Origin of the sequence: Roseovarius tolerans (assembly GCF_028885395.1) — a bacterium.
GTDB lineage: Bacteria > Pseudomonadota > Alphaproteobacteria > Rhodobacterales > Rhodobacteraceae > Roseovarius > Roseovarius tolerans.
Map to the genome: position 1 here is coordinate 1,808,531 of NZ_CP118494.1, position 24,545 is coordinate 1,833,075.

Annotated in this window: 20 protein-coding genes, 1 tRNA gene and 1 other RNA gene; 20 read left to right on the forward strand and 2 right to left on the reverse strand. The window is 64.0% G+C overall.

The window, feature by feature from the left end; all coding sequences use genetic code 11:
• Window positions 1-353 precede the first annotated feature (353 nt).
• A complete protein-coding gene (locus tag PVU19_RS08960) occupies window positions 354-3,053 on the forward strand; it encodes an Rne/Rng family ribonuclease (protein ID WP_050662452.1) in 2,700 nt (899 codons plus the stop codon).
• 92 nt (window positions 3,054-3,145) lie between these two features.
• Here PVU19_RS08960 and PVU19_RS08965 read toward each other — a convergent pair whose 3' ends face one another.
• Window positions 3,146-3,376 (reverse strand): sulfurtransferase TusA family protein, encoded by a 231-nt coding sequence (locus PVU19_RS08965; RefSeq protein ID WP_050662408.1) that lies wholly within the window; start codon window positions 3,374-3,376, stop codon window positions 3,146-3,148.
• A 94-nt stretch (window positions 3,377-3,470) separates the two neighbouring features.
• Here PVU19_RS08965 and PVU19_RS08970 point away from each other — a divergent pair, with 94 nt between their 5' ends.
• The 18 genes from PVU19_RS08970 (at window position 3,471) to PVU19_RS09055 (ending at window position 22,935) form a co-directional block, all read left to right on the forward strand.
• A complete protein-coding gene (locus tag PVU19_RS08970) occupies window positions 3,471-4,223 on the forward strand; it encodes a cytochrome c biogenesis CcdA family protein (RefSeq protein WP_050662407.1) in 753 nt (250 codons plus the stop codon).
• Window positions 4,224-4,277: 54 nt separating this feature from the next.
• The gene (locus tag PVU19_RS08975) at window positions 4,278-5,492 is read left to right on the forward strand and encodes a hypothetical protein (RefSeq protein WP_050662406.1); all 1,215 of its coding nucleotides are present in this window, start codon (window positions 4,278-4,280) and stop codon (window positions 5,490-5,492) included.
• Window positions 5,489-6,850 carry a cytochrome P450 gene (locus PVU19_RS08980; RefSeq protein ID WP_050662405.1) on the forward strand — a complete coding sequence of 454 codons (1,362 nt, stop codon included), beginning with the start codon at window positions 5,489-5,491 and terminating at the stop codon, window positions 6,848-6,850. Before PVU19_RS08975 ends, PVU19_RS08980 begins: the two co-directional genes overlap by 4 nt.
• Window positions 6,851-7,205, forward strand: a transfer-messenger RNA (tmRNA) gene (gene ssrA / locus PVU19_RS08985).
• Window positions 7,206-7,281: 76 nt separating this feature from the next.
• The gene (gene chrA, locus PVU19_RS08990; RefSeq protein WP_050662404.1) at window positions 7,282-8,529 is read left to right on the forward strand and encodes a chromate efflux transporter; all 1,248 of its coding nucleotides are present in this window, start codon (window positions 7,282-7,284) and stop codon (window positions 8,527-8,529) included.
• Window positions 8,530-8,602: 73 nt separating this feature from the next.
• Window positions 8,603-9,058: an SspB family protein gene (locus PVU19_RS08995; RefSeq protein ID WP_050662403.1), complete on the forward strand. Its 456-nt coding sequence runs from the start codon at window positions 8,603-8,605 to the stop codon at window positions 9,056-9,058.
• A 101-nt stretch (window positions 9,059-9,159) separates the two neighbouring features.
• Window positions 9,160-10,551 (forward strand): class II fumarate hydratase, encoded by a 1,392-nt coding sequence (gene fumC, locus PVU19_RS09000; protein WP_050662402.1) that lies wholly within the window; start codon window positions 9,160-9,162, stop codon window positions 10,549-10,551.
• On the forward strand, window positions 10,548-10,730 hold the full coding sequence (locus tag PVU19_RS09005; protein WP_050662401.1) for a DUF4169 family protein: 183 nt from the start codon (window positions 10,548-10,550) through the stop codon (window positions 10,728-10,730). The genes fumC and PVU19_RS09005 overlap by 4 nt, the downstream gene beginning before the upstream one ends.
• Window positions 10,731-10,812: 82 nt before the next feature.
• Window positions 10,813-11,040: a ribbon-helix-helix domain-containing protein gene (locus tag PVU19_RS09010; protein ID WP_050662400.1), complete on the forward strand. Its 228-nt coding sequence runs from the start codon at window positions 10,813-10,815 to the stop codon at window positions 11,038-11,040.
• A gap of 289 nt (window positions 11,041-11,329) precedes the next feature.
• Window positions 11,330-13,033, forward strand: coding sequence for a BCCT family transporter (locus PVU19_RS09015; RefSeq protein WP_050662399.1), 1,704 nt, complete (start codon window positions 11,330-11,332; stop codon window positions 13,031-13,033).
• Between the two features lie 100 nt (window positions 13,034-13,133).
• On the forward strand, window positions 13,134-14,354 hold the full coding sequence (locus tag PVU19_RS09020) for an aminotransferase class V-fold PLP-dependent enzyme (RefSeq protein WP_050662451.1): 1,221 nt from the start codon (window positions 13,134-13,136) through the stop codon (window positions 14,352-14,354).
• 48 nt (window positions 14,355-14,402) lie between these two features.
• On the forward strand, window positions 14,403-15,824 hold the full coding sequence (locus tag PVU19_RS09025; RefSeq protein WP_050662398.1) for a cryptochrome/photolyase family protein: 1,422 nt from the start codon (window positions 14,403-14,405) through the stop codon (window positions 15,822-15,824).
• Between the two features lie 84 nt (window positions 15,825-15,908).
• The gene (locus tag PVU19_RS09030) at window positions 15,909-17,114 is read left to right on the forward strand and encodes an SAM-dependent methyltransferase (protein ID WP_050662397.1); all 1,206 of its coding nucleotides are present in this window, start codon (window positions 15,909-15,911) and stop codon (window positions 17,112-17,114) included.
• Entirely contained in the window at window positions 17,115-17,573 is a 459-nt protein-coding gene (locus PVU19_RS09035) for a TrgA family protein (RefSeq protein WP_050662396.1), read from the forward strand.
• Between the two features lie 26 nt (window positions 17,574-17,599).
• Entirely contained in the window at window positions 17,600-18,682 is a 1,083-nt protein-coding gene (locus tag PVU19_RS09040; protein ID WP_274789916.1) for an NUDIX domain-containing protein, read from the forward strand.
• A gap of 58 nt (window positions 18,683-18,740) precedes the next feature.
• The gene (locus tag PVU19_RS09045; protein WP_050663296.1) at window positions 18,741-19,772 is read left to right on the forward strand and encodes a cysteine synthase A; all 1,032 of its coding nucleotides are present in this window, start codon (window positions 18,741-18,743) and stop codon (window positions 19,770-19,772) included.
• Window positions 19,769-22,219, forward strand: a complete 2,451-nt coding sequence (locus tag PVU19_RS09050; RefSeq protein WP_050663295.1) for a DUF3772 domain-containing protein — start codon at window positions 19,769-19,771, stop codon at window positions 22,217-22,219. The genes PVU19_RS09045 and PVU19_RS09050 overlap by 4 nt, the downstream gene beginning before the upstream one ends.
• A complete protein-coding gene (locus PVU19_RS09055; protein ID WP_050663294.1) occupies window positions 22,216-22,935 on the forward strand; it encodes an alanyl-tRNA editing protein in 720 nt (239 codons plus the stop codon). The genes PVU19_RS09050 and PVU19_RS09055 overlap by 4 nt, the downstream gene beginning before the upstream one ends.
• Window positions 22,936-23,074: 139 nt before the next feature.
• Here PVU19_RS09055 and PVU19_RS09060 read toward each other — a convergent pair whose 3' ends face one another.
• On the reverse strand, window positions 23,075-24,145 hold the full coding sequence (locus PVU19_RS09060; RefSeq protein WP_050663300.1) for an AI-2E family transporter: 1,071 nt from the start codon (window positions 24,143-24,145) through the stop codon (window positions 23,075-23,077).
• Window positions 24,146-24,360: 215 nt separating this feature from the next.
• Here PVU19_RS09060 and PVU19_RS09065 point away from each other — a divergent pair.
• Window positions 24,361-24,450 (forward strand) — tRNA-Ser (locus tag PVU19_RS09065).
• Window positions 24,451-24,545 lie beyond the last annotated feature (95 nt).

The following is a 24,545-nucleotide window of genomic DNA, read 5'->3' on the forward strand; positions in this document are numbered from 1 at the left end:
TTAGTGTGAAATTGCGGTGATGGGTGCGATTTTTTGCCCCGACCACAAGAGATTCGCTGTTTCAGCCTCCTGCCGGACCGACAAATCCGCGAGGGCCGAACAGACCGATTGGGCCCCGGACCGGGGCTGCATACACGCCTGAAACCCCGACAAGGTGCCTCAGGCCTTGAATTGGCCCGCAAGGGCCGGAGAAGAAGAACCGCGATGAAGCGCGCGAGACTTTACAGCGTCATACAGGCAGGGACCACATGCGTCCCGCCCATGCGCACGCCCGCTATCGCCCCTATCAGACATCAGCCGCAACGCGCCGCTCCTCCGGGGGCGTGTGCCGCGCCGCGATGCATACGGAAAACATGGCCAAGAAAATGCTTATTGATGCCACCCACGCGGAGGAAACCCGCGTCGTGGTGGTCGACGGAAACAAGGTCGAGGAATTCGATTTCGAATCCGAGAACAAACGCCAGCTTGCTGGCAACATCTACCTCGCAAAGGTAACCCGGGTCGAACCGTCGCTGCAGGCGGCGTTCATCGATTACGGCGGCAACCGGCACGGCTTTCTTGCCTTCTCGGAAATCCATCCCGATTACTATCAGATCCCGGTCGCCGACCGTGAGGCGCTGATGGCCGAGGAAGAGGCGCTTGCGCAGGCCCAGCAGGAAGAAGAGGAAAAGCCCAAGCGCTCCTCTCGCTCCCGGTCGCGGTCGCGCGCAAAACCCAAGGCGGAAAAAACCGTCTCGGATGACGCGGTGACCAGCGGTGACATCTCGGGGATGGAGACCATCGACCTCAACGAGGACGAGACCGAGGAGGAAGGCACGTCGCCGATGGAGCGCGTGGCCGAGACCCCGGTCGAGGAACCCGCCGACGACAGCGCCGCAGAACAGGGTGCCGACACCGCGACGCCTGAGGGCGACGAGGATGACAGCGATACCCGCGATCACGCCAGCCACGATGACAGCATCGAATCCGTTGCCGATGAGGACGACAGCGAGGACCTGCGCCCGGTGCGCAAGCCGCGCGCGCGCCGCTACAAGATCCAGGAGGTGATCAAGGTCCGCCAGATCATGCTCGTGCAGGTCGTCAAGGAAGAGCGCGGCAACAAGGGCGCGGCGCTGACCACGTATCTCAGCCTCGCCGGTCGTTACTGCGTGCTTATGCCCAACACCGCGCGCGGTGGCGGCATTTCCCGCAAGATCACGCTGGCGGCCGACCGCAAGAAGCTCAAGGAGATCGCCACCGAGATCGACGTGCCCAAGGGCGCGGGCCTGATCATCCGCACGGCAGGCGCCAAGCGCACCAAGGCCGAGATCAAGCGCGATTACGAATATCTCCAGCGGCTGTGGGAGCAGATCCGCGAGTTGACGCTCAAATCCATCGCGCCTGCCAAGATCTACGAGGAAGGCAACCTGATCAAACGTTCGATCCGCGATCTTTATAACCGCGAGATCGACGAGGTTCTGGTCGAGGGAGAAATGGGCTACCGGATCGCCAAGGACTTCATGAAGATGATCATGCCGTCCCACGCGAAGAACGTGAAACACTATGTCGATCAGCAGCCGCTCTTCGCGCGGCATCAGGTCGAAAGCTACCTGAGCGGCATGTTCAATCCGACGGTGCAGCTCAAATCCGGCGGCTATATCGTGATCGGTGTGACCGAGGCGCTTGTCGCCATCGACGTCAACTCGGGCCGGGCCACCAAGGAAGGCTCGATCGAGGAGACCGCGACCAAGACCAATCTCGAGGCCGCCGACGAGGTTGCCCGTCAGTTGCGCCTGCGCGACCTTGCCGGGTTGATCGTGATCGACTTCATCGACATGGACGAACGGCGCAACAACGCGTCCGTGGAAAAGCGCATGAAGGAGCGGCTCAAGACTGATCGTGCCCGCATCCAGGTGGGGCGCATCTCGGGCTTTGGCCTGATGGAAATGTCGCGCCAGCGTCTGCGTCCCGGCATGATCGAGGCGACCACGCAGCCTTGCCCGACCTGCCACGGCACCGGCCTTATCCGCTCGGATGACAACCTTGCGCTGTCGATCCTGCGTCAGGTCGAGGAAGAGGGCGTGCGCCGCCGCTCGCGCGAGGTTCTGCTGAAATGCCCGGTGGGGATCGCCAACTACCTGATGAACCAGAAACGCGACCACGTGGCCCAGATCGAGGCGCGCTATGGCCTTTCTGTCCGGATTGAGGGCGATCCGACGCTGGTCAGCCCCGATTTCACGATGGAGAAGTTCAAGACCGCGACGCGCACCGTGCCTGAGCCCGATGCGGCTCAGTTCGTCTCTGCCGGGGCGGCGCTGATGGTCGAGATCGACGAGACCGAGGAGGACGTGATCGCCGACGAGGTCGAAGCCACGCCCGAGGCCACTCCAGAAGCCAATGGCGATGACGGCGACAAGCCCAAGAAAAAGCGCCGCCGCTCGCGCAGCCGTGGCCGCCGCAAGCCCAAGAATGGTGGCGAGGGGCAGCAGGAGAACGGCCAGACCGAGCCCTCGGGTGAGGCTGGAAATCAGGGGCAGGAGACGCCGGTCGAGGCCAGTGGCGATAGCGCGGCACAACCTGCCGCCGCCGAGACCGCGCCAGTTGCCGAACAGGCCGAGGCCGAGGCAGAGGCGCCCAAGCCGAAACCCAAACGCCCCAGCCGGTCGCGCAAGAAGGCACCGGCCAAGGCGGACGGTGACGCGGCCCCGGCAGACGCCGAGGCGACAGCAGAGGCCAAGCCCGAAGAGGTGGCTCAGGAGGAGCCCAAGCCCAAGCCGCGCTCGCGCTCTGTCTCGCGCAAGAAGAAAGAGCCCGAGGCGAGCCCTGTCGTGGAAGAGGCCACTGCGGCGGCTGATCCCATCCCCGAGCCGGAACTGGCACCCGCGCCCGAGCCAGCGGCAGAGGTTCAGACTCAACCGGAGCCCGCACCGCAGCCGGAGCCAGAGCCGACCCCTGAGCCGGTCGCGGAAGAGCCCGCCAGGGCCCCCGAGCCCGAGCCTGAAGCCGAAACCGTCACCGAGGACACGGCCCCGGCCAAGCCCAAGCGGCGCGGCTGGTGGTCACTGGGCGGTTAACGCCTCGCCCGGTCACGGTCCGAATGTGACAGTCGGACGCTGAAATAGACAAACGCCGTGCAACCCTCGTTGCGCGGCGTTTGTCTTGGGCCTCAGCCCGTCTTGCGGATGAGATAGGTCTGCACCCCGGCCTCGTCGCTGGACGAGATCAGCTCATGGCCGGATTCGGCACAGAAATGCGGCACGTCGATCACCGCCGCCGGATCATCGGCGTAGAGCGCGACCAGCGCGCCAACTTCCAATGATTTCAAGCGCTTACGCAGCTTGAGAACGGGCAGGGGGCACAGAAGGCCACAGGCGTCGAGGGTGTCATTCGGGGTCATGGCCGATCAGATAGCGGCCTTGTTACAGCCTGTCCACAAGGATGTGACCCTTTGCTGCGTGACGCGGCGGGGTGGACGGGTTATGTGTGACCCCATGTTCGGAATCGAAATCATAGACGCCGCTTTGCTCCCGGCCATGCTCGTGGCCTTAGTTGCTGGAATCATTTCGTTTTTAAGCCCTTGCGTGCTGCCCATCGTTCCGCCTTACCTCGCCTATATCAGCGGCGTCAGCCTCAATGACCTGACCGAGAGCGGCAGCCAACGCGCCCGTGCAGTGGTGCCCGCGTTGTTCTTTGTGCTGGGGTTGTCGACGGTGTTTTTGTTTCTGGGTTTTACCGCGTCAGCGATCGGCACAGTGTTCCTGCAATATCAAGGCTATTTCAATACGGTAGCGGGCATACTTGTCATGGCCTTCGGGGCGCATTTCGTGGGCGTCTACCGGTTCAAGTTTCTCGACCGTGAGGCGCGGCTTGATGCGGGCGACCGGGGGGGATCGTCCTTCGGGGCCTATATCCTTGGCCTCGCCTTCGCCTTTGGCTGGACGCCCTGCATCGGCCCGCAACTGGGCGCGATCCTGTCGCTTGCCGCCTCCGAGGCAAATGTCGCGCGCGGCACCTCTTTGCTGGCAGTCTATGCCATCGGGCTGGGGGTTCCGTTCATTCTGGTTGCTGCATTCCTGCCGCGCCTTCAGGGGCTTATGGGCTGGATGAAGCGGCATATGGAACAGATCGAGCGGGTGATGGGCCTGCTTCTGTGGACCATCGGATTGCTGATGCTGACCGGTGGGTTCTCGGCGTTTTCCTTCTGGCTGCTGGAGACGTTCCCGGCCCTCGCCGTGCTTGGATAGCGCCTTACGCTCGCCCGATTTTCGCGCTAGGCTCTGGCCGACAAGAGGTTGGTCATGAGCAGTAACGCCCCCGTTAACGCGACTGTGCGACGCAGACGTGTGTTCTATATTCCGGGCTATGATCCGATCCCGCCGCGCCGCTACCGCGAGCTTTATCGCAAGGAAAGCGCCGCGCAGGCGGGTATTTCCGGATATGAAATCAGTATCTTGCCGAGTGAAGCTAAGGTGCGGTTCGGCTGGGGCGTAAAGGCGCACATGGACGGGGCCGAGGTCGACACACAGGTCGAGGTGCTGATCTGGTCCGACATCGTCAAGGACAGTATGGATCAGGGCATTCTTGCCACTTATGCGCAACTGGCCCGCACTGCCGCCGCCTATATCGGCACCGGCGCGCTGTTTCGGCTGATGCGTTTGCGAAAAGGTCCGGTGATTGCAGCGCTCTACCCGGTGGGCTTTCTGCTGACGCAGCTTGGTCTGGCGCTGCTGGCGGCGTGGATCTTGGGCCAGGGGCTGGCCCTCTTGCATCCGCTGGCGGCCTGGGGCGGGCTGGTCGTGGTGCCGCTTATCCTTGAATGGTTCCGGCGGATGGATGGCCGGTTTTTTGCCTATTACCTGATGCATGACTACGCCTATTCGGCGCGGCATATGGGGGCCAATCCGCCCGAGTTGGAGGCGCGGATGGCCGAGTTTTCCGCCGAGATTGCGCAGGCTTTACAAGGCGGTAGCGACGAGGTTCTGGTCGTCGGGCATTCTTCGGGCGCGCATCTGGGGGTGTCGATCCTCGCCGATCTGATCCGCGACGGGCATGTGCCTGCGGGCGATCCGGCGCTGTCGTTTCTCAGTCTCGGGCAGGTGGTGCCGATGGTGTCGTTTCTGCCGCGCGCGCACCGGTTGCGCGCCGATCTGGCCTATCTGAGCACGCGCGAGGAACTCTTCTGGCTTGACGTGACCGCGCCGGGCGACGGCTGCGCCTTTGCGCTGTGTGATCCGGTCAGCGTGAGCGGGGTTGCCCCTGCGGGGAAACGCTGGCCGCTGGTGATCTCGGCGGCGTTCACGCAAAGCTTGAGTGCCGAGCGGTGGCGCGCCCTGCGCTGGCGGTTTTTTCGGCTGCATTTTCAATATCTTTGTGCCTTTGATCGGCCCAAGGATTACGACTATTTCCGGATCACCGCCGGGCCGCAGACCCTTGCGCAACGCTTTGCCGGGCGGCCTCCGTCCAAGAGCCGGATCGAGCGGGCCACCTCGGGCTACACGAGCCTTGCGCCATGACGCCGCCCAAGCCCCCCGCGCGACCGGATCGCGTGTCATTGTGGCGCTACATGCGGCTCTTTCGGGCGGATATCCTCTCGGCGCAGCCTGCGCGGCTCTATCGCGCGTGGATGGCCGAATTTCGCACGCCGTTCTTTCGCTCCTATCTCTGCAATCAGCCCGAACTGGTCGATCTGGTGCTGCGCGCGCGGCCCGACGATTTCCCGAAATCCGCGCGGGTGTCCGAAGGGTTGCGGCCGCTGCTGGGGCAGTCGGTGTTTGTCACCAATGGCGAGACATGGAAGCGGCAGCGGCGGATCATCGACCCGGCCTTTGAGGGCGGGCGGCTGCGTGATACGTTTGCGGCGATGGTCAGGGCCGGGCAGGGCGCGGTGGCGCGGCTTGGGCCCTTGGCCGATGGCACCCCGCGCGATATCGAGCCGCAGACGAGCCATGCCGCCGCCGACGTGATCTTTCGCACGCTGTTCTCGATTCCGATCGAGAACGAGACTGCGAGCGCCGTGTTCGAGCAGTTCAAGGCGCATCAGCGCACGCAGCCGGTGCTGAACCTCGCGGCCTTTGTGCCACTGCCGCGCTGGTTTCCGCGCTTTCACAGCCGGAAAACACGAGAGACCGCGCGCAGCATCCGCGCGCTGATCACGCAGTTGACGGCGCAGCGCATGGGCGAAATCGAGGCCGGGACCGCGCCTGACGATCTGGCCACCAAGATCATGACCACCGCCGACCCGCAGACCGGCGCGCGGTTCGACACGCAGGAAATGGTCGATCAGGTGGCGATCTTCTTCCTCGCGGGGCATGAAACGAGCGCCTCGGCATTGGCCTGGGCGCTTTACCTTTTGGCGCTCTACCCTGAGTGGCAGGACCGGCTTGCCGAGGAGGCCGTGGCGGTGTTCGGCGACCGCGCGCCCGAGTTCTCCGACATGTCGCGGCTGCGCGTGGCGCGGGATGTGTTTCGCGAGACGCTGCGCCTTTACCCGCCCGTGCCGATGATGGTGCGCGAGAGCACGTGCCCGGAACGCTTTCGTAATCGCGATGTCAAACCCGGCGCGCAGGTGGTGATCAGCCCGTGGCACTTGCACCGGCATGAACGGTTGTGGGACGACCCCGACGGCTTTGATCCCGCGCGCTATGGCACCGAGAACGGCAAGGCCTGCCTGCGTACCGCCTATATCCCGTTCTCCGCCGGGCAGCGGGTCTGCACCGGGGCGGGGTTCGCGATGATCGAGGGGCCGCTCCTCTTGGCGATGCTGGTGCGGGCCTATCGCTTTGACGCGGTGCCGGAGCGTCCCGCGATGCCGGTGGCGCATCTGACGGTGCGCGGGCGCGACGGTATCTGGCTGTCGATTTCGCCGCGCTGACCCCTTTGCAAGCCCGGTCAAAGCTCCTATGTAAGGGGTGTTCCCGGCAACGGGGACTATGGACATAAACGCGCTCGTAATAAGCGGATCGGACCCGGGGGCGGTACCCGGCGGCTCCACCAATCATCCTTCATTTGGGGATCATGGGGCCGAAACAGGATCGACGAACGTCTAAAGGGGTTATGCTTTGTCCCGGTGAGGTACCACCGTTATCGGTCCGAAACGTACAGTTGCAAATGACAACCGTGCTCCGGTCGCCGTTGCTGCGTAAGCAGTAACGAGACCGAAACTTAAGCCCTTGCGCCTAGCCGCGTAAGGCGGGGTTCGCAGGCACCTGGCAACAGAAGCCTGCACTTTCCCCCTTATCATATCGTGCTGCGCGTCATGGAACTTTGACTTGCGCAAGGCGGACGTGCGGGTCACAAACCGGCATGAGCGCGCCGCCCCTCTCCGAGATTTTCCGCAGTTTCCTGCGCATCGGCCTTTTGTCCTTTGGCGGACCGGCGGCGCAGATTTCGATGATGCATGCCGAACTGGTGGAGCGGCGGGGCTGGCTGGAGGAGCGGCAATTCCTTGGCGCGCTGTCGTTCTGCATGCTGTTGCCGGGCCCCGAGGCGATGCAGCTGGCGACCTATGCGGGCTGGCGGCTGCGGGGCGTGCCGGGCGGGCTGATCGCCGGGCTGTTGTTCGTGGTGCCGGGCGCGCTGGTGATCCTGGCGCTTGGGCTTGGCTATGCGCTCTATGGCGGGGTGCCGCTGGTGCAGGCGCTGTTTGTCGGGATCAAGGCGGCCGTGGTGGCGATTGTGCTGCAGGCGCTGTTGAATCTCGCGCGCAAGGCGCTGACTGATCGGGCAAGCTGGGTGCTGGCCGGGCTCGCCTTTGTGGCGATGTTCGTGCTGTCGGTGCCCTTTCCCATCATCATCGCTGCGGCGGCGCTCTGGGGGTATCTGAGCGCGCGCGGAGAGGCCGAGACAGCCATCCCCATGCCCGCCGTGCCCCTGCGCGGCACGCTGATGACCGTTGTCATCTGGGGCACGCTCTGGGCCGCGCCGGTGCTGGTGGCGTGGTCGGCGGGGGCCACGTTCCTGACCGATCTGGCGCTCTTTTTCAGCAAGCTGGCGGTGGTGACCTTTGGCGGGGCCTATGCGGTGCTGGCCTATATGACCGAGACGGTGGTGGTGACCAAGGGCTGGTTGAGCACGGCGCAGATGATCGACGCGCTCGGGCTGGCGGAGACGACGCCGGGGCCGCTGATTCTGGTGACCGAGTTTGTGGGCCTGCTGGCGGGCTATGCGCAGGGCGGGGTGGGCATGGCCGTGCTGGCGGCGCTGCTGACGCTGTGGGTCACGTTTACGCCCTGTTTTCTATGGATATTCACCGGTGCGCCCTATATCGAGCGGATCCTGGCAAGGCCCCGCCTCAAGGGGGCCTTGGCCGGGATTTCGGCGGCCGTGGTGGGTGTGATCCTGAACCTTTCGGTCTGGTTCGCGCTGCATGTGCTGTTTGGCCGGGTGCGCGAGACGGCGTTCGGCCCGGTGCCGGATTGGGGGACATTCAGCCCGCTCAGCCTTGGTTTCGTGCTGCTGGCGGCGGCGCTGTTGCTGGGCGCGCGGCTGTCGATGGTCCGGGTTCTGGGGCTGCTTGCGGTGCTCGCGGGGGCGTGGCATCTATTGATCTGAGGGGCACATTGCGGGTCTTTTGTTTTGTCCCGAATCCCCTATGCTGATCCTTGTAACTCTCCCGAGGTAAAGAATGTCGCGCTCGATCGATTACGGAAACCTGATGCATCGCGCCATGCGTGGCCTCATTCAGGAGGTTCTGACCGACGTGCAGATGAACGGGCTGCCCGGCGCGCATCACTTCTTCATCACGTTCGATACCACCCACCCCAAGGCGGAACTCGCCGATTGGTTGCGCGACCGCTACCCGTCCGAGATGACGGTGGTCATGCAGCATTGGTATGACGGGCTGGAGGTGACGGATGACGGGTTCAGCGTCACGCTGAATTTCGGGGACGCGCCGGAGCGGCTCTATGTGCCCTATGACGCGATCCAGACCTTTGTCGATCCGTCGGTGGAATTCGGCCTGCGCTTCGAGACGCAGGAGGTCGAGGACGACGGCGACGAGGAGGATGCCGACGATCTGGAGGCCGAGGACGACACGCCCACCGAGGCGGATGTGGTTAGCCTCGACAGCTTTCGGAAATAGGGCGGGGTCGTCGCTCCGCTTATCGGTATTCCATTGTATACAGTATTGATCTTTTGCCCGGCTTCGCTATGAACGGGGCAAACCGTCAAGGAGATTCCGCAATGACCGCCACCCGCACCGAATCCGACAGTTTCGGCCCTCTCGAAGTGCCCGCCGATAAATATTGGGGCGCGCAGACACAGCGCTCGATCATGAATTTCCCGATCGGCTGGGAGAAGCAGCCGGTGGCCATCGTGCGCGCCCTTGGTGTGATCAAAAAGGCCTGCGCGCAGGCCAACAAGGCGTCCGGCAAGCTCGATGCGCGGCTGGCCGATGCGATCATTCAGGCGGCGGGCGAGGTGATCGAGGGCAAGTTCGACGACAATTTCCCGCTGGTGGTCTGGCAGACGGGGTCTGGCACGCAGTCCAACATGAATTCCAACGAGGTGATCGCCAACCGCGCCATCGAGATCCTCGGCAGCGAGATCGGATCCAAGGACCCGGTGCATCCCAACGATCATTGCAACATGGGGCAGTCCTCGAACGACACCTTCCCCACGGCGATGCATATCGCCACCGCGATGAGCGTGCGCGATGTGCTGCTGCCGGGGCTGGACAAGCTGGCGGCGGGGCTGGAGGCGAAGGCCGCCGAGTTCAAGGACATCATCAAGATCGGCCGCACCCATACGCAGGACGCCACGCCGCTGACGCTGGGGCAGGAATTCTCGGGCTACGCGCATCAGGTCCGGCAGGGGATCGCGCGGGTGCAGGCCTGCATGCCCGGCATTTACGAGTTGGCGCAGGGCGGCACCGCCGTGGGCACCGGGCTCAACACCGCGCATGGCTGGGACGAGACGGTCGCGGCCAACATGGCCGAGATCACTGGCTTGCCCTTCGTGACAGCCCCTAACAAGTTCGAGGCGCTCGCGGCGCATGACGCGATGGTGTTCCTGTCGGGGGCGCTCGCCACGGTGGCGGGCTCTTGCTACAAGATCGCCAATGATATCCGGTTTCTGGGGAGCGGGCCGCGCTCGGGTCTGGGCGAATTGATCCTGCCCGAGAACGAGCCGGGCAGTTCGATCATGCCCGGCAAGGTCAACCCGACACAGGCCGAGGCTCTGACACAGGTGGCCGCCCATGTCATGGGCAATGACGCGGCGATCAAGTTCGCAGGCTCGCAGGGTCATTTTGAGCTCAACGTCTACAACCCGATGATGGCCTATAACCTGTTGCAATCCATCCAGCTCCTGGGCGATGCGACCGACAGTTTTACCGAGCGGATGCTGATGGGCATCGAAGCCAACGAGCCGCGCATTGAGAAGCTGATGACGGAGTCGCTGATGCTGGTGACGGCGCTCGCGCCCACCATCGGCTATGACAACGCCACCAAGGTCGCCAAGACCGCGCACAAGAACGGCACCACGCTGAAGGAAGAGGCGATCGCGCTCGGCTTTGTGGATGCGGAGACCTTTGACCGCGTGGTACGGCCCGAAGACATGATCGGCCCGAAATGAGCGACAGGCCGGTCAATCTGAACCGGGTGCGCAAGCAAAAGGCGCGGGCTGCCGACAAGGCCCGCGCCGACGAGAACGCCACGCGTTTCGGGCGGACCAAGGTGCAGAAGACCCTTGAAGAGACGCAAGCCGAACAGGCGCGCAGCATCCTTGACCTGCACCGCCGGGACAAAGACTGATGCGGGGTTCATCTTGCGATAAATATTCCGGGGGAATCGCCGCCTGCGGCGATGGGGGCAGCGCCCCCCGGCATGGCCAGCCATGAGCGCCCGCCCGGTCAAGCATTCGCTGACCCTGCGCGGCCATCGCACCAGCGTCTCGCTGGAGGAGGAGTTCTGGCGCGCATTTCGCGAGATCGCGGCCGAGGAGGGCATCGCGTTGAACGCTCTGGCCGCGCGGATCGACGCGGAGCGCGGCATCGAGGCGGGGCTTGCCTCGGCGATCCGGGTGCATGTCCTGCGCCACTATCGCGCGAAAAATACCGGTTGAAACTCGCCCTGAGCGAAAGAATCCGGGTCGATCTTAGTAATCGACACCTCTCAAAGTGTCGCTTTTCACACCCAATCCTCCGCTGATTGGTTGCGTTTACGCAACCGGGCTTGTTACCCTCAACAGGCGAATGGGATCGGGGGCCTTCACCTGAAGACGTCCCGGGTAAGAGTGCCTTCCGGTTCTGAATGCTGAAAATGCCAGCGCGCCGCGTGCGCCCGCGCCCGCCTGTGAAAGGGGTGTTCGGGGTGTGTTACGCGACATGGCAAGGGGACAAGGGAGGGTCTCAATGGCCGACGAAACAACCAACCAGGGTATCCCGGAGCCGGAAGGCCACTCGGATATCATCGAGACCGATTACGAAATCGGTCAGGACAACATCACGACCAGGATCGGGCCGTTCGGCCTCGACATTCACAACCCCGTCTTCATGATCTCGGGCCTCGCGGTCGTGGCCTTCGTGTTCTACACGCTGGCCTTGCCGGAGCAGGCGTCGAGCGTGTTCAGCTGGCTCTTTTCGGCGGTGACCAAGGGCTTTGACTGGTTCTTTCTCGGGGCCGCGAATATCTTCGTGATCTTCTGCCTGCTGCTGATCGTGACGCCCTATGGCTCGATCCGGCTGGGCGGTACGGAGGCCACGCCTGACTATAGCTATGTCGGCTGGTTCGCGATGCTGTTTGCGGCGGGCATGGGCATCGGCCTGTTGTTCTTCGGTGTCTCGGAGCCGATGAGCCACTTCTCGTCGTCTCTCGGCGGAACCGCGATGGAAGACGGCGCGCGCACCGACTGGGCACCTCTGGGTGCGGCAGGCGGTGATGAGGCGGCGGCACAGCGGCTTGGCATGGCGGCGACGATCTTTCACTGGGGTCTGCACCCTTGGGCGATCTATGCAGTCGTGGCCCTCGCACTTGCGCTGTTCTCCTACAATAAAGGCCTGCCGCTGACGCTGCGCTCGGCGTTCTACCCGCTTCTGGGCGAGCGTGTCTGGGGCTGGTCGGGCCACATCATCGACACGCTGGCGGTGTTTGCCACGCTCTTCGGTCTGGCGACCTCGCTCGGCTTTGGTGCGGAACAGACGGCCTCGGGTCTGACCTTCCTCTTCGGGTCGGGTGACGCGGCAGAGGGCACACGGTCCTTCATGGGCATCACCTATGGCAACAGCGACGAGTCGGGCGTGGCCAACAACCCGCTTCTGTTGGTGATCCTGATTTCGGCGATCACGGCTGTCGCGCTGGTTTCGGTCGTGCGTGGCCTTGACGGTGGCGTCAAGGTGCTCTCGGAGATCAACATGGGGCTGGCCGCGATCCTGCTCTTGTTCGTGTTCTTCGTCGGCGGTCCGATCTTCCTGCTGACGCTGTTCTTCGACAGCATCTGGGCCTATCTCCAGAATGTCGTTGCGCTGAGCAACCCGTTCGGGCGCGAAGATACCAACTTCATGCAGGGCTGGACGTCGTTCTACTGGGCTTGGTGGATCTCCTGGTCGCCCTTCGTGGGCATGTTCATCGCGCGCGTCAGCCGCGGTCGCACCGTGCGCGAGTTCATCATCTGCGTGCTGATCATCCCGACGACGGTCTGCATCCTTTGGATGACGGTCTTTGGGGGCACCGCGCTCAATCAGGTGGTGGCCGATGGCTATACCGGGGCGCAGGATGCGGCGCTTGAACTCAAGCTGTTCAAGATGCTTGCGGAATTGCCTCTGGCGACGATCACCTCGGTGATCGGGATCATCCTGGTGATCGTGTTCTTCGTCACCTCGTCGGACTCTGGGTCGCTCGTGATCGACACGATCACGGCGGGCGGCAAGGTCGACGCACCGGTCGCTCAGCGTGTGTTCTGGTGCATCTTCGAGGGCGCGGTCGCGGTTGTGCTGCTGATCGGCGGTGGCCTTGCGGCGCTGCAATCGGCGGTGATCTCGACGGGTCTGCCGTTCACGCTGGTGCTTCTGGTGATGTGCTACGCGATCTGGAAGGGGCTGGCGTCCGAGAAGCGCTGACCCAAGCCTGACCTAACCCAATGAGAGGCCCCCCAGGTGTTGCACCCCGGGGGGCTTTGCTATTTGCTATGCCGACATCATGATGGGGGGACTTGGGGTCGTGATACTGGACAATGAATTCGTGCGCGCGCAGTTTCCGGCATTTTCGGAGCCGTCGCTGACGGGCCAGGCGTTTTTCGAGAATGCGGGCGGGTCTTATACCTGTGCGCCGGTGATTGCCAGGCTGGAGCGGTATTACCGGCAGCGCAAAGTGCAGCCCTATGGCCCATACGAGGCCAGCCGTCTGGCCGGTGAAGAGATGGACGAGGCGCGGCAACGGCTTGCGGCGATGATGGGGGTGGCCACCGACGAGGTCAGCTTTGGCCCCTCGACCACGCAGAACACCTATGTTCTGGCGCAGGCGTTCCGGCAATGGATGGAACCGGGCGATGCGATCATCGTGACCAATCAGGATCACGAGGCCAATTCCGGGCCGTGGCGGCGGCTGGCCGATGAGGGGTTCGAGCTGCGCGAGTGGCGGATCGACCCGGATAGCGGATTGCTCGATCCCGCCGATCTGGAAAGCCTGCTGGATGAGCGTGTGCGGCTGGTGTGTTTTCCGCATTGCTCCAACGTGGTGGGTGCGATCAACCCGGTGGTGGAAATCACCGCGCTCGCGCATGCGGCGGGGGCGTTTGTCTGCGTCGATGGGGTGAGTTATGCGCCGCACGGTCTGCCCGATGTGGGCGGCATGGGCCCTGATATCTATCTCTTTTCGGCCTACAAGACCTACGGGCCGCATCAGGGGATCATGGTGATGCGCCGCGAGTTGGGCAACCTGCTGCCCAATCAGGCGCATTATTTCAACGCCGATGCGCTCTACAAGCGGTTCACCCCGGCAGGCCCCGATCACGCGCAGATCGCGGCAAGTGCCGGTATGGCCGATTACATCGACGCGCTTGCGGCGCATCATGGGATCGAGGGCGAGGCGGATGCGCGTAATGCGGGGGTGCATGACCTGATGCGCGCGCATGAAACGGCGCTGTTGCAGCCGCTGCTCGATTATCTGAAGGACCGCAATTCCGTGCGCCTGATCGGGCCGACCGATGCGGTGGCCAAGGCCCCGACCGTGGCCGTTGCCCTCAATCGGCCGGGGGCCGAGGCGGCGGCGGATCTGGCCGCGCGTGGCATCATGGCGGGGGGTGGCGATTTCTACGCGGTGCGGCCGCTGCAGTCCATGGGCGTGGATACCGAGAAGGGCGTGCTGCGGCTCAGCTTCGTGCATTACACGTCGCGCGCGGAGGTGGATAAGCTTCTGACCGCGCTCGACGATATTCTTTGATCCGGCCCCGGCGGCCTTGCGTAAGACACTGAAACACCGGGGCAGGGGATGACCGACATAACACCGAGTATCGTATGGCTCCGCCGTGATTTGCGGCTGAGCGACAACCCTGCCTTGACGGCGGCCTGCGCGCGGGGCGGGCTGGTCATTGTCGTTTTCATTCATGATGACAGCGTCGCGCAGCTTGGTGCCGCGCCGAAATGGCGGCTTGGGCTTTCCCTTGGTGACCTCGCGGACTCGCTGACGGCGAAAGGCAGCCGTTTGATCCTGCGCAGCGGCGACGCGTGCGATGTGTTGCTCGACCTGATCGAGGAGACCGGCGCGGAGGCGGTGCATTGGTCCCGGCTATACGACCCGGAAGCGATTGCCCGTGACAGTGCGATTAAATCCGCGCTGAAAGAGCGTGGTGTCGAGGTCGAGAGCCACAACGCGCATCTGCTGTTCGAGCCCTGGACGGTCGAGACGCAGCAGGGTGGGTTCTACAAGGTCTATACCCCGATGTGGCGCGCGGTGAAGGATCGCGATGTGCCCGCGCCCGAGAGCACGCCACAGCGCATTCCCGCACCCGAGGCATGGCCTGAAAGTGAGCGTCTGGAGGATTGGAGGCTTGGGGCCGCCATGCAGCGCGGGGCCGAGGTTTGCCTGCCGCATCAATGCGTGGGCGAGGCGGCAGCGCAGGGGCGGCTTGGGGCCTTTGTTGGCGGAACGATTGCCGATTATGCCACGGCCCGCGATCTGCCTGCCAAGCCCGGCACCTCGGGCCTGTCCGAGAACCTGACCTATGGCGAGATATCGGCGCGCCAGTGCTGGCATGCCGGGCTGCACGCGCTGCATGAGGGCAGGGGCGGGGCTGAGACATGGCTGAAGGAGTTCGTGTGGCGCGAGTTTGCCTATCACCTGATCTATCACACGCCCCGCATCGCGTCTGGCAACTGGCGCGAGGAATGGGATGCGTTTCCGTGGAACGAGGATGCGGCGCGCCCCGAGGTGATCGCCTGGAAACAGGGGCGCACCGGCGTGCCCTTTGTCGATGCCGCGATGCGCGAGATGTATGTGACCGGCACCATGCATAACCGCGCCCGGATGATCGTGGCGTCGTACCTGACCAAGCATCTGATGACACATTGGAAGATCGGCCTTGAGTGGTTCGCGGATTGCCTGACCGATTGGGACCCGGCCTCGAACGCCATGGGGTGGCAATGGGCGGCGGGCTGCGGGCCGGATGCGGCCCCCTATTTCAGGGTCTTCAACCCCGAAACGCAGCTGCATAAGTTTGACCCCGAAGGCGTCTATATCCGCCGCTGGATCGCGGAAGGCACGCGCAGCCCGAGCGAGACGGCGCTATCCTATTTCGACGCCATCCCGCGCGCCTGGGGCCTCTCGCCGCAGGATCGTTACCCGGCGCCTGTGGTGGGTCTGAAAGAGGGGCGCGAACGTGCGCTGGCCGCCTATCAAGCACGGGGGTTTTGAATGGGCATCGCCACAGTTGAAAAATCTTGCTCCACCGGGGCTGAAACCCCTAGCCTTGACGATGACACACGAGGAACCGACCGCATGATCCTGACCGACACCACCGGCCAGACCGACCTGCCACGCTATTTCGCCCGCTCTTTCGCCGTGGCCCGCCAGATCAGCGCCGGGCGGCTTGATATCGTGCTGCCCGATGGCCGCACCTTTCGCGCCGAAGGGCCGCGCCCTGGCCCGGTGGCGGTGCTGGAGATCCACGACCCGGAGGTGTTTGCGCGGCTGGTGCGCGAGGGCTATCTGGGATTTTGCGAGGCCTATCTCGACGGTGACTGGTCCACGCCGGACCTGCAATCCTTCATGGACCTGCTGAATGATGATGACGGGATCTACAACGGCTATCCCGGCCAGAAGATCGCGCAGCTTTATGAGCGCATCCGCTTTTGGTTCAAGCGCAACTCCAAGGCACAGGCGCGGCGCAACATCAGCTATCACTACGATCTGGGCAATGATTTCTACCGGCTGTGGCTGGATGACACGATGACCTATTCCAGCGCCATTTTTGACGAGGGCCGCAACAGTCTGGAGCAGGCGCAGATCGCGAAATATGCCAGCATGGTCGATCAGATGGCGGTGAAGCCCGGCGATCATGTGCTGGAGATCGGCTGTGGCTGGGGCGGCTTTGCGGAATATGCGGCGGGAGAGCGCGGGCTGCGCGTGACCGGCCTCACGATCAGCGAGGAACAACTGAAATATGCCCGCGAACGCATCGCCCGGGCCGGGCTGTCGGACAGGGTGACGCTGAAATTGCAGGATTACCGCGACGAGCGCGGCACCTATGACGGCATTGCCAGTATCGAGATGTTCGAGGCCGTGGGCGAGCGCTACTGGCCGGTGTTTTTCGAGAGCCTGCGCGACCGGCTCAGCCCCGGGGCGCAGGCGACCTTGCAGATCATCACGGTTGAGGACAGCCGGTGGGACAGCTACCGAAACGATGTTGATTTCATTCAGAAATACATCTTTCCGGGGGGCATGCTGCCCAGCCCGGCGGTTCTGCGCCAGCAGATCGAGCGCGCCGGGCTGACCGTCGCAGGCTCTATCGAATTCGGGGAAAGCTATAGCCAGACGTTGCGCCGCTGGCACCAGAGCTTCAACGAGAAATGGGGCGAGATCGCCGATATGGGCTTTGACGAGCGGTTCCGCCGGATGTGGAATTTCTATCTCACCTCTTGCGCGGGAGCCTTCAAAGGGGGTAGTTGCGATGTGACACAGATCACCATCGCAAGGCCCGGATAGATGCCCGTAACCGACCGTATGCCCACCATGGGCAAGCTGGCTGCCGCGATCGGGCTCGGCATCGTGGGCTGGGTCGGGTCCGAATTGTTTCGCCCTCTGATGCCCGAGGACACGAATTTCGGCTGGTTCAATTACGTCAATGTGGTTCTTGGGGTGGTCTGCGGCTGGCGGGTCACCGGAACGCGGTTGGGGCGCGGCTATGCCGAAGGCTTCAGCGCGGGGCTGACCGGATTGGGCGCGCTGGTGTTCTGGGCGATCTTCTTGCAGAGCCTGAACGAAATGCTCAAGCGGGCGCTCGACAATCGCTATGACGGCGCGGTCGAGGGCATCACCTCGATGTTTGAATTGGCGACGGAATACGCGTTGACCATGCTCGACGGGACGCTGATCGGTGCCTTGCTGGCAGGCGCTGTGCTGGTCGGCGTGATCTCGGAATGGGTGGCGCGCCGCTGGCCATGACCGTCCCGCTTTTCCTTTACGGGCCGATGGCTGAGCATGATTTTCTCGAGGCGGCTTTAGGGGCTGACCGCCCCGGCCTTGCGCCGGAGGCGGTGCTGCCCGATCACGACCTGAGCGCTGCGCCCGCATCGCTGCCCCTTCCGGGCCTCGGCGGTGGGGTCGGGGCCGTCCGGGGGCGGATCGTCAGCGATGCGGAGGCGGTCGCGCGGTTGCTGTATATCGGTGAGGTGCTGGGACTCGGCCCGGTGCAGCAGGTGCGGCTGTCTTACGAGGGGCAGGATATCCCTGCACGCGCATTCGCCGGACGGCCCGGCACGCTGGCCTGGCAGGCTGATTCCTGGTCGGGGTCGTCGCGGATGACGCTGTGCGAGGCGATCCGCGAGATCGTGGAGGATATGGCGCACCGTCCGGCGGCCGATCTGGCGGCCACGCGGGCGATGATCCTGTCGCGCGCCGCCGCACGGGTCGCCGCCTGCGACGCGGTGCCTGCCGAGTTGCGCAGCGCCACCGGCGCGGACAGCGTCGAGGCACTGCAAGTCGAGACGCCCCATGCCGGGTTCTTTCGCACGCGGGGCTATCACCTGCGCCATCCGCGTTTTGACGGCACGACCAGCCCCGTCCTGCATCGCGAGGTGTTCGTGGCGACCGACGCGGCGCTTGTTCTGCCCTATGATCCGCTGCGCGACCGGCTGTTGCTGATCGAGCAGTTCAGGATGGGTCCCTATGGGCGCGGCGATCCGCGTCCATGGATGCTGGAGCCTGTGGCGGGCCGTATCGACGCGGGCGAAACGCCGGAAGAGACCGCCCTGCGCGAATGTCGCGAGGAGGCGCGGCTCGACCTGCGCGGGCTGGAGAAGATTTCGACGCATTACTGCACGCCGGGTTATTCCACGGAAGTGTTTCATCTCTTCCTGGGGCTGTGTGATCTGCCGGATGTCGCGCAGGGGCAGGGCGGTCTGGAGACCGAGAACGAAGACATCCGCAGCCATGTGATTGATTTCCATCGGGCGATGGCCCTCTTGCACAGTGGCGAGGCCAATAACGGGCCGCTGGTGCTGAGCCTGATCTGGCTGGAGCGGGAACGCGCACGGCTGCGCGCATCGGCTTGAGTTCCGTCAACTGAGGGCCTAAACCCGAGGGAACATGCCGAGCACAGGAGCAACGGGAATGCGCATTGCACAGGATCTGGCCGCCGCCGTCGGGAACACCCCGCTACTCCGGCTGCGCCGCGCGAGTGAGGAAACCGGCTGCGAGATCTTCGGGAAATGCGAGTTTCTGAACCCCGGCCAATCGGTCAAGGATCGCGCCGCGCTCTTTATCATCCGCGACGCCATTGCGCGTGGTGAGTTGGAGCCGGGTGGCACCATTGTCGAGGGCACGGCGGGCAATACCGGGATCGGGCTGGCGCTGGTGGGGGCCTCGCTTGGCTTCAAGACGGTGATCGTCATCCCCGAAACGCAGAGCCAGGAAAAGAAGGACATGCTGCGTCTGGCGGGGGCGGACCTGGTGCAGGTGCCCGCCGCGCCCTATTCAAATCCGAACAATTTTGTCCGTTATTCGGAGAGATTGGCGAATGAACTTGCCAAAACCGAACTGCATGGCGCGATCTGGGCCAATCAATTCGACAATGTGGCGAACCGTCAGGCGCATGTCGAAACCACCGGTCCCGAGATCTGGGAGCAGACCGGTGGCAAGGTCGACGGGTTCGTCTGTGCCGTGGGCTCGGGGGGCACGCTGGCCGGTGTCGGCATGGCATTGCAGCCCAAGGGTGTGAAGGTCGGCATTGCCGATCCGATGGGGGCCAAGCTCTATTCGTATTACACCAGCGGCGAATTGGAGAGCGAAGGCTCGTCCATCGCCGAAGGCATCGGTCAGGTGCGGATCACCGCCAATCTCGACGGGTTCACGCCCGATTTCGCCTGCCAGGTCCCCGACGAAGAGGCGCTGCCCATCGTCTTTGATCTGCTGGAGCATGAGGGGCTGTGCATGGGCGCCTCGACCGGCGTCAACGTGGCGGGTGCGATGCGCATGGCGCGCGATATGGGGCCGGGACATACCATCGTCACCATCCTGTGCGACTATGGCACGCGCTATCAGTCGAAACTGTTCAACCCGGAATTCCTGCGCGAAAAGGGGCTGCCGACGCCTGCCTGGCTCGATCAGGCGCCGCGCTCTATTCCCGGAGTGTTTGCGGAGTGATACGGTTTCTGCGCCTCCTCTCGCTGGTTCTGGCCCTGGCCTGTGGCGGCATCGGGGCGGTGTCCTTTGCGCCGATGGCTCAGGCGCAGCAATCGCTGGGCGGACCTGATTACGAGGCCTGGGAAGCGCTGGCCGACCGGGTCGAGAATGCGTTGGAAAGCGGTCGGGTCGATACCAAGATCCTTGAGGATTTGCGCAGTCTGCTCGTCGATTTCCGACAGAAGTTCATCGACGCGCAAAGCGTCAACGCAACCCCGATAAAGACCGTGCGTGACCAGCTTGCTGCACTTGGGCCTGTGCCCGAGGATGGCAATGAAGCAGACGAGGTGGCCGCGCAGCGCGAGGAGCTGAATCGCCGCCTGACCCGGCTGGAGGCACCGGTGCGCACGGCGGATCTTGCCCGCAGCCGGGCCGATGGCCTCATTCAGGGGATCGACCAGCTGATCCGTGACCGGCAAACGGCCGAGTTGCTGCGGCTGGGGCCGATGCCGGTCAATCCGCTGCATTGGCCGGAAGCGCTGCGCGCGACTTATGGGTTGGCCGAGTCGGTGCGCTCCGAGATCGTGCTTGAATGGAACAGTCCGGTCGGGCGTTCGGTGCTGAATGACAGCCTTCCGGCGGTCCTGGCCTGGCTGCTGCTGGGGCTGATCCTGCTGGCGCGGGGGCGGCATTGGTCGACCCGCCTGATGCGGCAACTGAGCCAGGAAGAGCCGAGCGCCGGTCGCTGGATCAGCACCTTTTTGATTTCGCTTGGTGAATGGTTCCTGCCCTATGCCGGGATTTATGCGCTGGTGCGCGCGGTGCAGGCCACGGGCCTGACCGGGACGCATGCCGATCTTCTGTTGTCCAACCTGTTGCCTGCCGCGTTCATCTTTCTTCTGGCACGCTGGCTGGCGCAGCGGGTTTTCCCGAGGCATGAGCCGCGTGGTCCGGTGCTCAACCTCGACGACCGCTGCCGCTATTCGGGCCGCCTTTACGGGGCGCTCATGGGGCTTGTGGTCGCGGCCTTCTATTTCATTCAAGCGGTGGCCGAGGGCGCAAACTGGAGCGAAGAGGCGACCAATGTCGTGGTGTTCCCGGTGCTGGCGCTGACCGGGCTGTTGCTGTGGCGATTGGCCAGCCTGCTGAACCTGCACAGCCGCGCGAGCGAAAGCGTTGCCGACGCTGAAGCCGGATTTCGGGACCGCATTGCGCGTTTGCTGTCACGCGTGTTGACCGCGCTGGCGCTGCTGGCGCCGGTTCTGGCCGCCGTCGGATATGTGAAGGCCGCGCAGGCGATGATGCTGCCCGCCGCGCTGTCGCTCATGTTGCTGGCGTCGCTTCTGGTTCTGCAACGCCTGCTGACAGAGCTTTACGTGATGATCACCGGCAATCGCGAGAAGGCGCGGGAATCTCTGCTTCCGGTTCTCGCGGGCTTTGTGCTTGTGCTGCTGTCGCTGCCGGTTTTCGCGCTGATCTGGGGCGCGCGCCCGGCGCAGCTGTTGGAGTTCTGGACACGCTTCACCGAGGGTGTTTCCCTCGGCGGTACACAGATTTCTCCGGCGATCTTTCTGACCTTTGCGCTGGTCTTCACACTTGGCTATCTGGCAACGCGGCTGTTGCAGGGTGCGCTCAGGAACACGATCCTGCCCAAGACCAAGCTCGATACCGGCGGGCGCAACGCCATTGTGTCGGGCATTGGCTATGTCGGGATTTTCCTCGCTGCGCTGATCGCGATTACCAGTGCGGGCATTGATCTCAGTTCGCTCGCCATCGTTGCCGGTGCGCTTTCCGTCGGTATCGGTTTCGGCCTGCAGAACATCGTGTCGAATTTCGTCGCGGGCATCATCTTGCTGATCGAGCGGCCGATTTCCGAGGGTGATTGGATCGAGGTGGGGGGCCAGCACGGCTATGTGAAGTCGATCTCGGTGCGCTCGACCCGGATCGAGACCTTCGACCGCACCGACGTGATCGTGCCGAATGCCGATTTCGTGAGTGGCACGGTGACCAACTATACGCGCGGCAACACGGTCGGCCGGGTGATCGTGCCGGTTGGCGTGGCCTATGGCACCGACACCCGCAAGGTCGAGCAGATCCTCAAGGAGGTGGCCGAGGAGCATCCGATGGTTCTGATGAACCCGCCGCCCAATATCGTGTTTCGCGGCTTTGGCGCCAGTTCGCTCGATTTCGAGATCCGGGCGATCCTGCGTGATGTGAACTGGGTGATGACGGTGCATTCCGACATGAACCACGAAATCGCCCGCCGCTTTGGCGAGGCGGGCATCGAGATTCCCTTTCCGCAACAGGATGTGTGGTTCCGCAATGCCATGCCCGCCGCCATGGCCGGAGAGACGGGCGCGCCCGCCACCCCTTCGGCGCGGGCGACACCTGCGAGCGCTGCCCCGGTGCAGAAGACCGAGGCCGATTTCGACGCGGATGCGGCAGGCGGCGAGGGCGACGGGCGATGACGGATCGGTTGTTTCTTGATGATCCCTATCTGGCCGAGACCGATGCGCGTGTCGTGGCGCACACGCCCGAGGGTGGCGTCGTGCTTGACCGGACGCTCTTTTACCCTAACGGGGGCGGTCAGCCGGGCGATAGCGGACGGCTCGATTGGGGGCAGGGCTGTCTGACCGTGGCGACCAGCGTCAAGGGCGAGGGCGCGCAGATCGCGCTGGTCCCCGCCGAGCCGCAGGTCTTGCCGCCGGTCGGGACGGACCTGCGCCAGCATCTCGACTGGGAGCGGCGTCATCGGCATATGCGGATGCACACCGCGCTGCATCTTCTGTCGGTGGTCATTCCGCTGCCGGTCACCGGCGGTGCGATCGGCGAGACGCGGTCGCGGCTGGATTTCGACATGGCCGAGGCCCCCGAGGACCGCGACACGCTGGAAGAGTATCTCAATCTTCTGGTGGACCGTGATCTGGCGGTGACCGAAGACTGGATCACCGATGCCGATCTCGACGCCAATCCGGGGCTGGTCAAGACCATGTCGGTGCGCCCGCCCAAGGGGGCAGGCCGGGTCCGGCTCATCCGGATCGGGCAGGGCGAGCGCGAGGTCGATCTGCAACCCTGCGGCGGCACCCATGTGGCGCGCACCGGCGAGATCGGGGCGCTGCGCCTGGGGAAGATCGAGAAGAAGGGTCGCCAGAACCGCCGTGTCTATCTGCATCTGGACGGGTAGGGGCGCGGTGCGGCCGCTTTTAGGAGGGGTGAGGAATGGCGTTGAGCCGTCTTTGAAGCCTGCCCGCGCGGCACCTTCTGGCAAAGTGCAATGCCCGCTTAAGCCCCTCAATCCCAGCGTTTTGCAACGACAGCCCCGCTCAACCCGCCCGCCGCCGCTGGGCCTTGGGCAGCGCGATGTCGAGATCGGAGTCGGTTTCCGGCAAGCCTTCGCGCGACAAGAGCACCGCCACGGCGCGCAGGCCCGGCACGTGACTGCATACAATCATCAGGGCCACCATGATCGGCACCGCCAGAAACATCCCCGGTATTCCCCAGACTGCCGCCCAGAAGGCAAGGCTGATGATGATCCCGAAGGACGACACCCGCAGCGCGCGGCCCATCAGCATCGGGTCGATGATATTGCCGAAGAAGAACTGGATCGCCCCCACCAAAAGGAAGATCGCCAGCGTCAGTGTGCCATCCGCCAGCTGCACGAAGGCCACCAGCGCCACCAGCACCGTCGCCACGATGGAGCCGATCGAGGGGATGTAATTCAGCACAAAGGTCAGAATCCCGAGGGCCGCAGCCAGATCGAGCTCGAAGAACCGCGCGATGCCGTAGACCAGAAGCCCGGTGACGCCGCTCACCAGTGTCTTGACCAGCAGGTAGTAGTTCACACGGTGGATGATGGAGCCGATGATGCGGCTCACTTTCTCGGCCTGCACGGCATCGCCGAACAGGCTTTGGAGCTTGGTGCCGAACCAGACCCGTTCGGCAAAGAGAAAGCCCACGAAGAGAATGACCAGCACCGTGCCCTGCATCAGGCCGCCCGCCTGTCCGGCGATGGTGCGCAGATAGCCCGCCACGTCGAGCGTCGCCACCGAGTTGAATACCGCCGCTTCGGCATCGGGCCCGAGCCATTTGAACATCGCCGAAATCGCCTGCGGCGCGCGGTCGGTATAGGCCAGCGTGGTCGAGAGCACGGTGTTGGCCTGTGACAATATGATCGCCGTCAGGCTGAGCAGGGCAGTCGAGATCATCAGCAGGGCCACGATGCTCGCCAGCCAGTTGGGCACCCGCACCGGCCCGACCCGCATCCGCGCGATGGAATTGATCGCGTCCGAGGTCAGGCTGAACAGGATGATCGCGGTGGCCAGCGAGATCAGCAGGAACCGCGCCTGCACCAGCAGGAACAGCACCACCGCGAAGGCGATGATGATCTGCGCCACGGTGCGAATGCGCTGCAATTCGGAGGCGGGCGGGTGGTCGGTGCGCGGTGTCGGGCTTTGGGCTGTCACTTGGGGCTCGTCGCTGTCATTTTTGCGTGCGGGACGGATTATTCAGCCTGAGTATCAGGAAATTGCGGGAAAGATACAATCATCACCGCATCGCGAAAGACAGCCTCTTGCAAATCCCCCGGTCCTGCGTCTAGAAACCGCGCAACGGAGAGGTGGCCGAGTGGTCGAAGGCGCACGCCTGGAAAGTGTGTAGGCGGGAAACCGTCTCGAGGGTTCGAATCCCTCTCTCTCCGCCACATCAATTTCATGGCGACCTCCGCAAATGGAGTGAGGCGAGCGCGAATTGCGGTGCTTGCGTGCATCTTGCCGGCGCTTGGGCCGCTTGATTGGC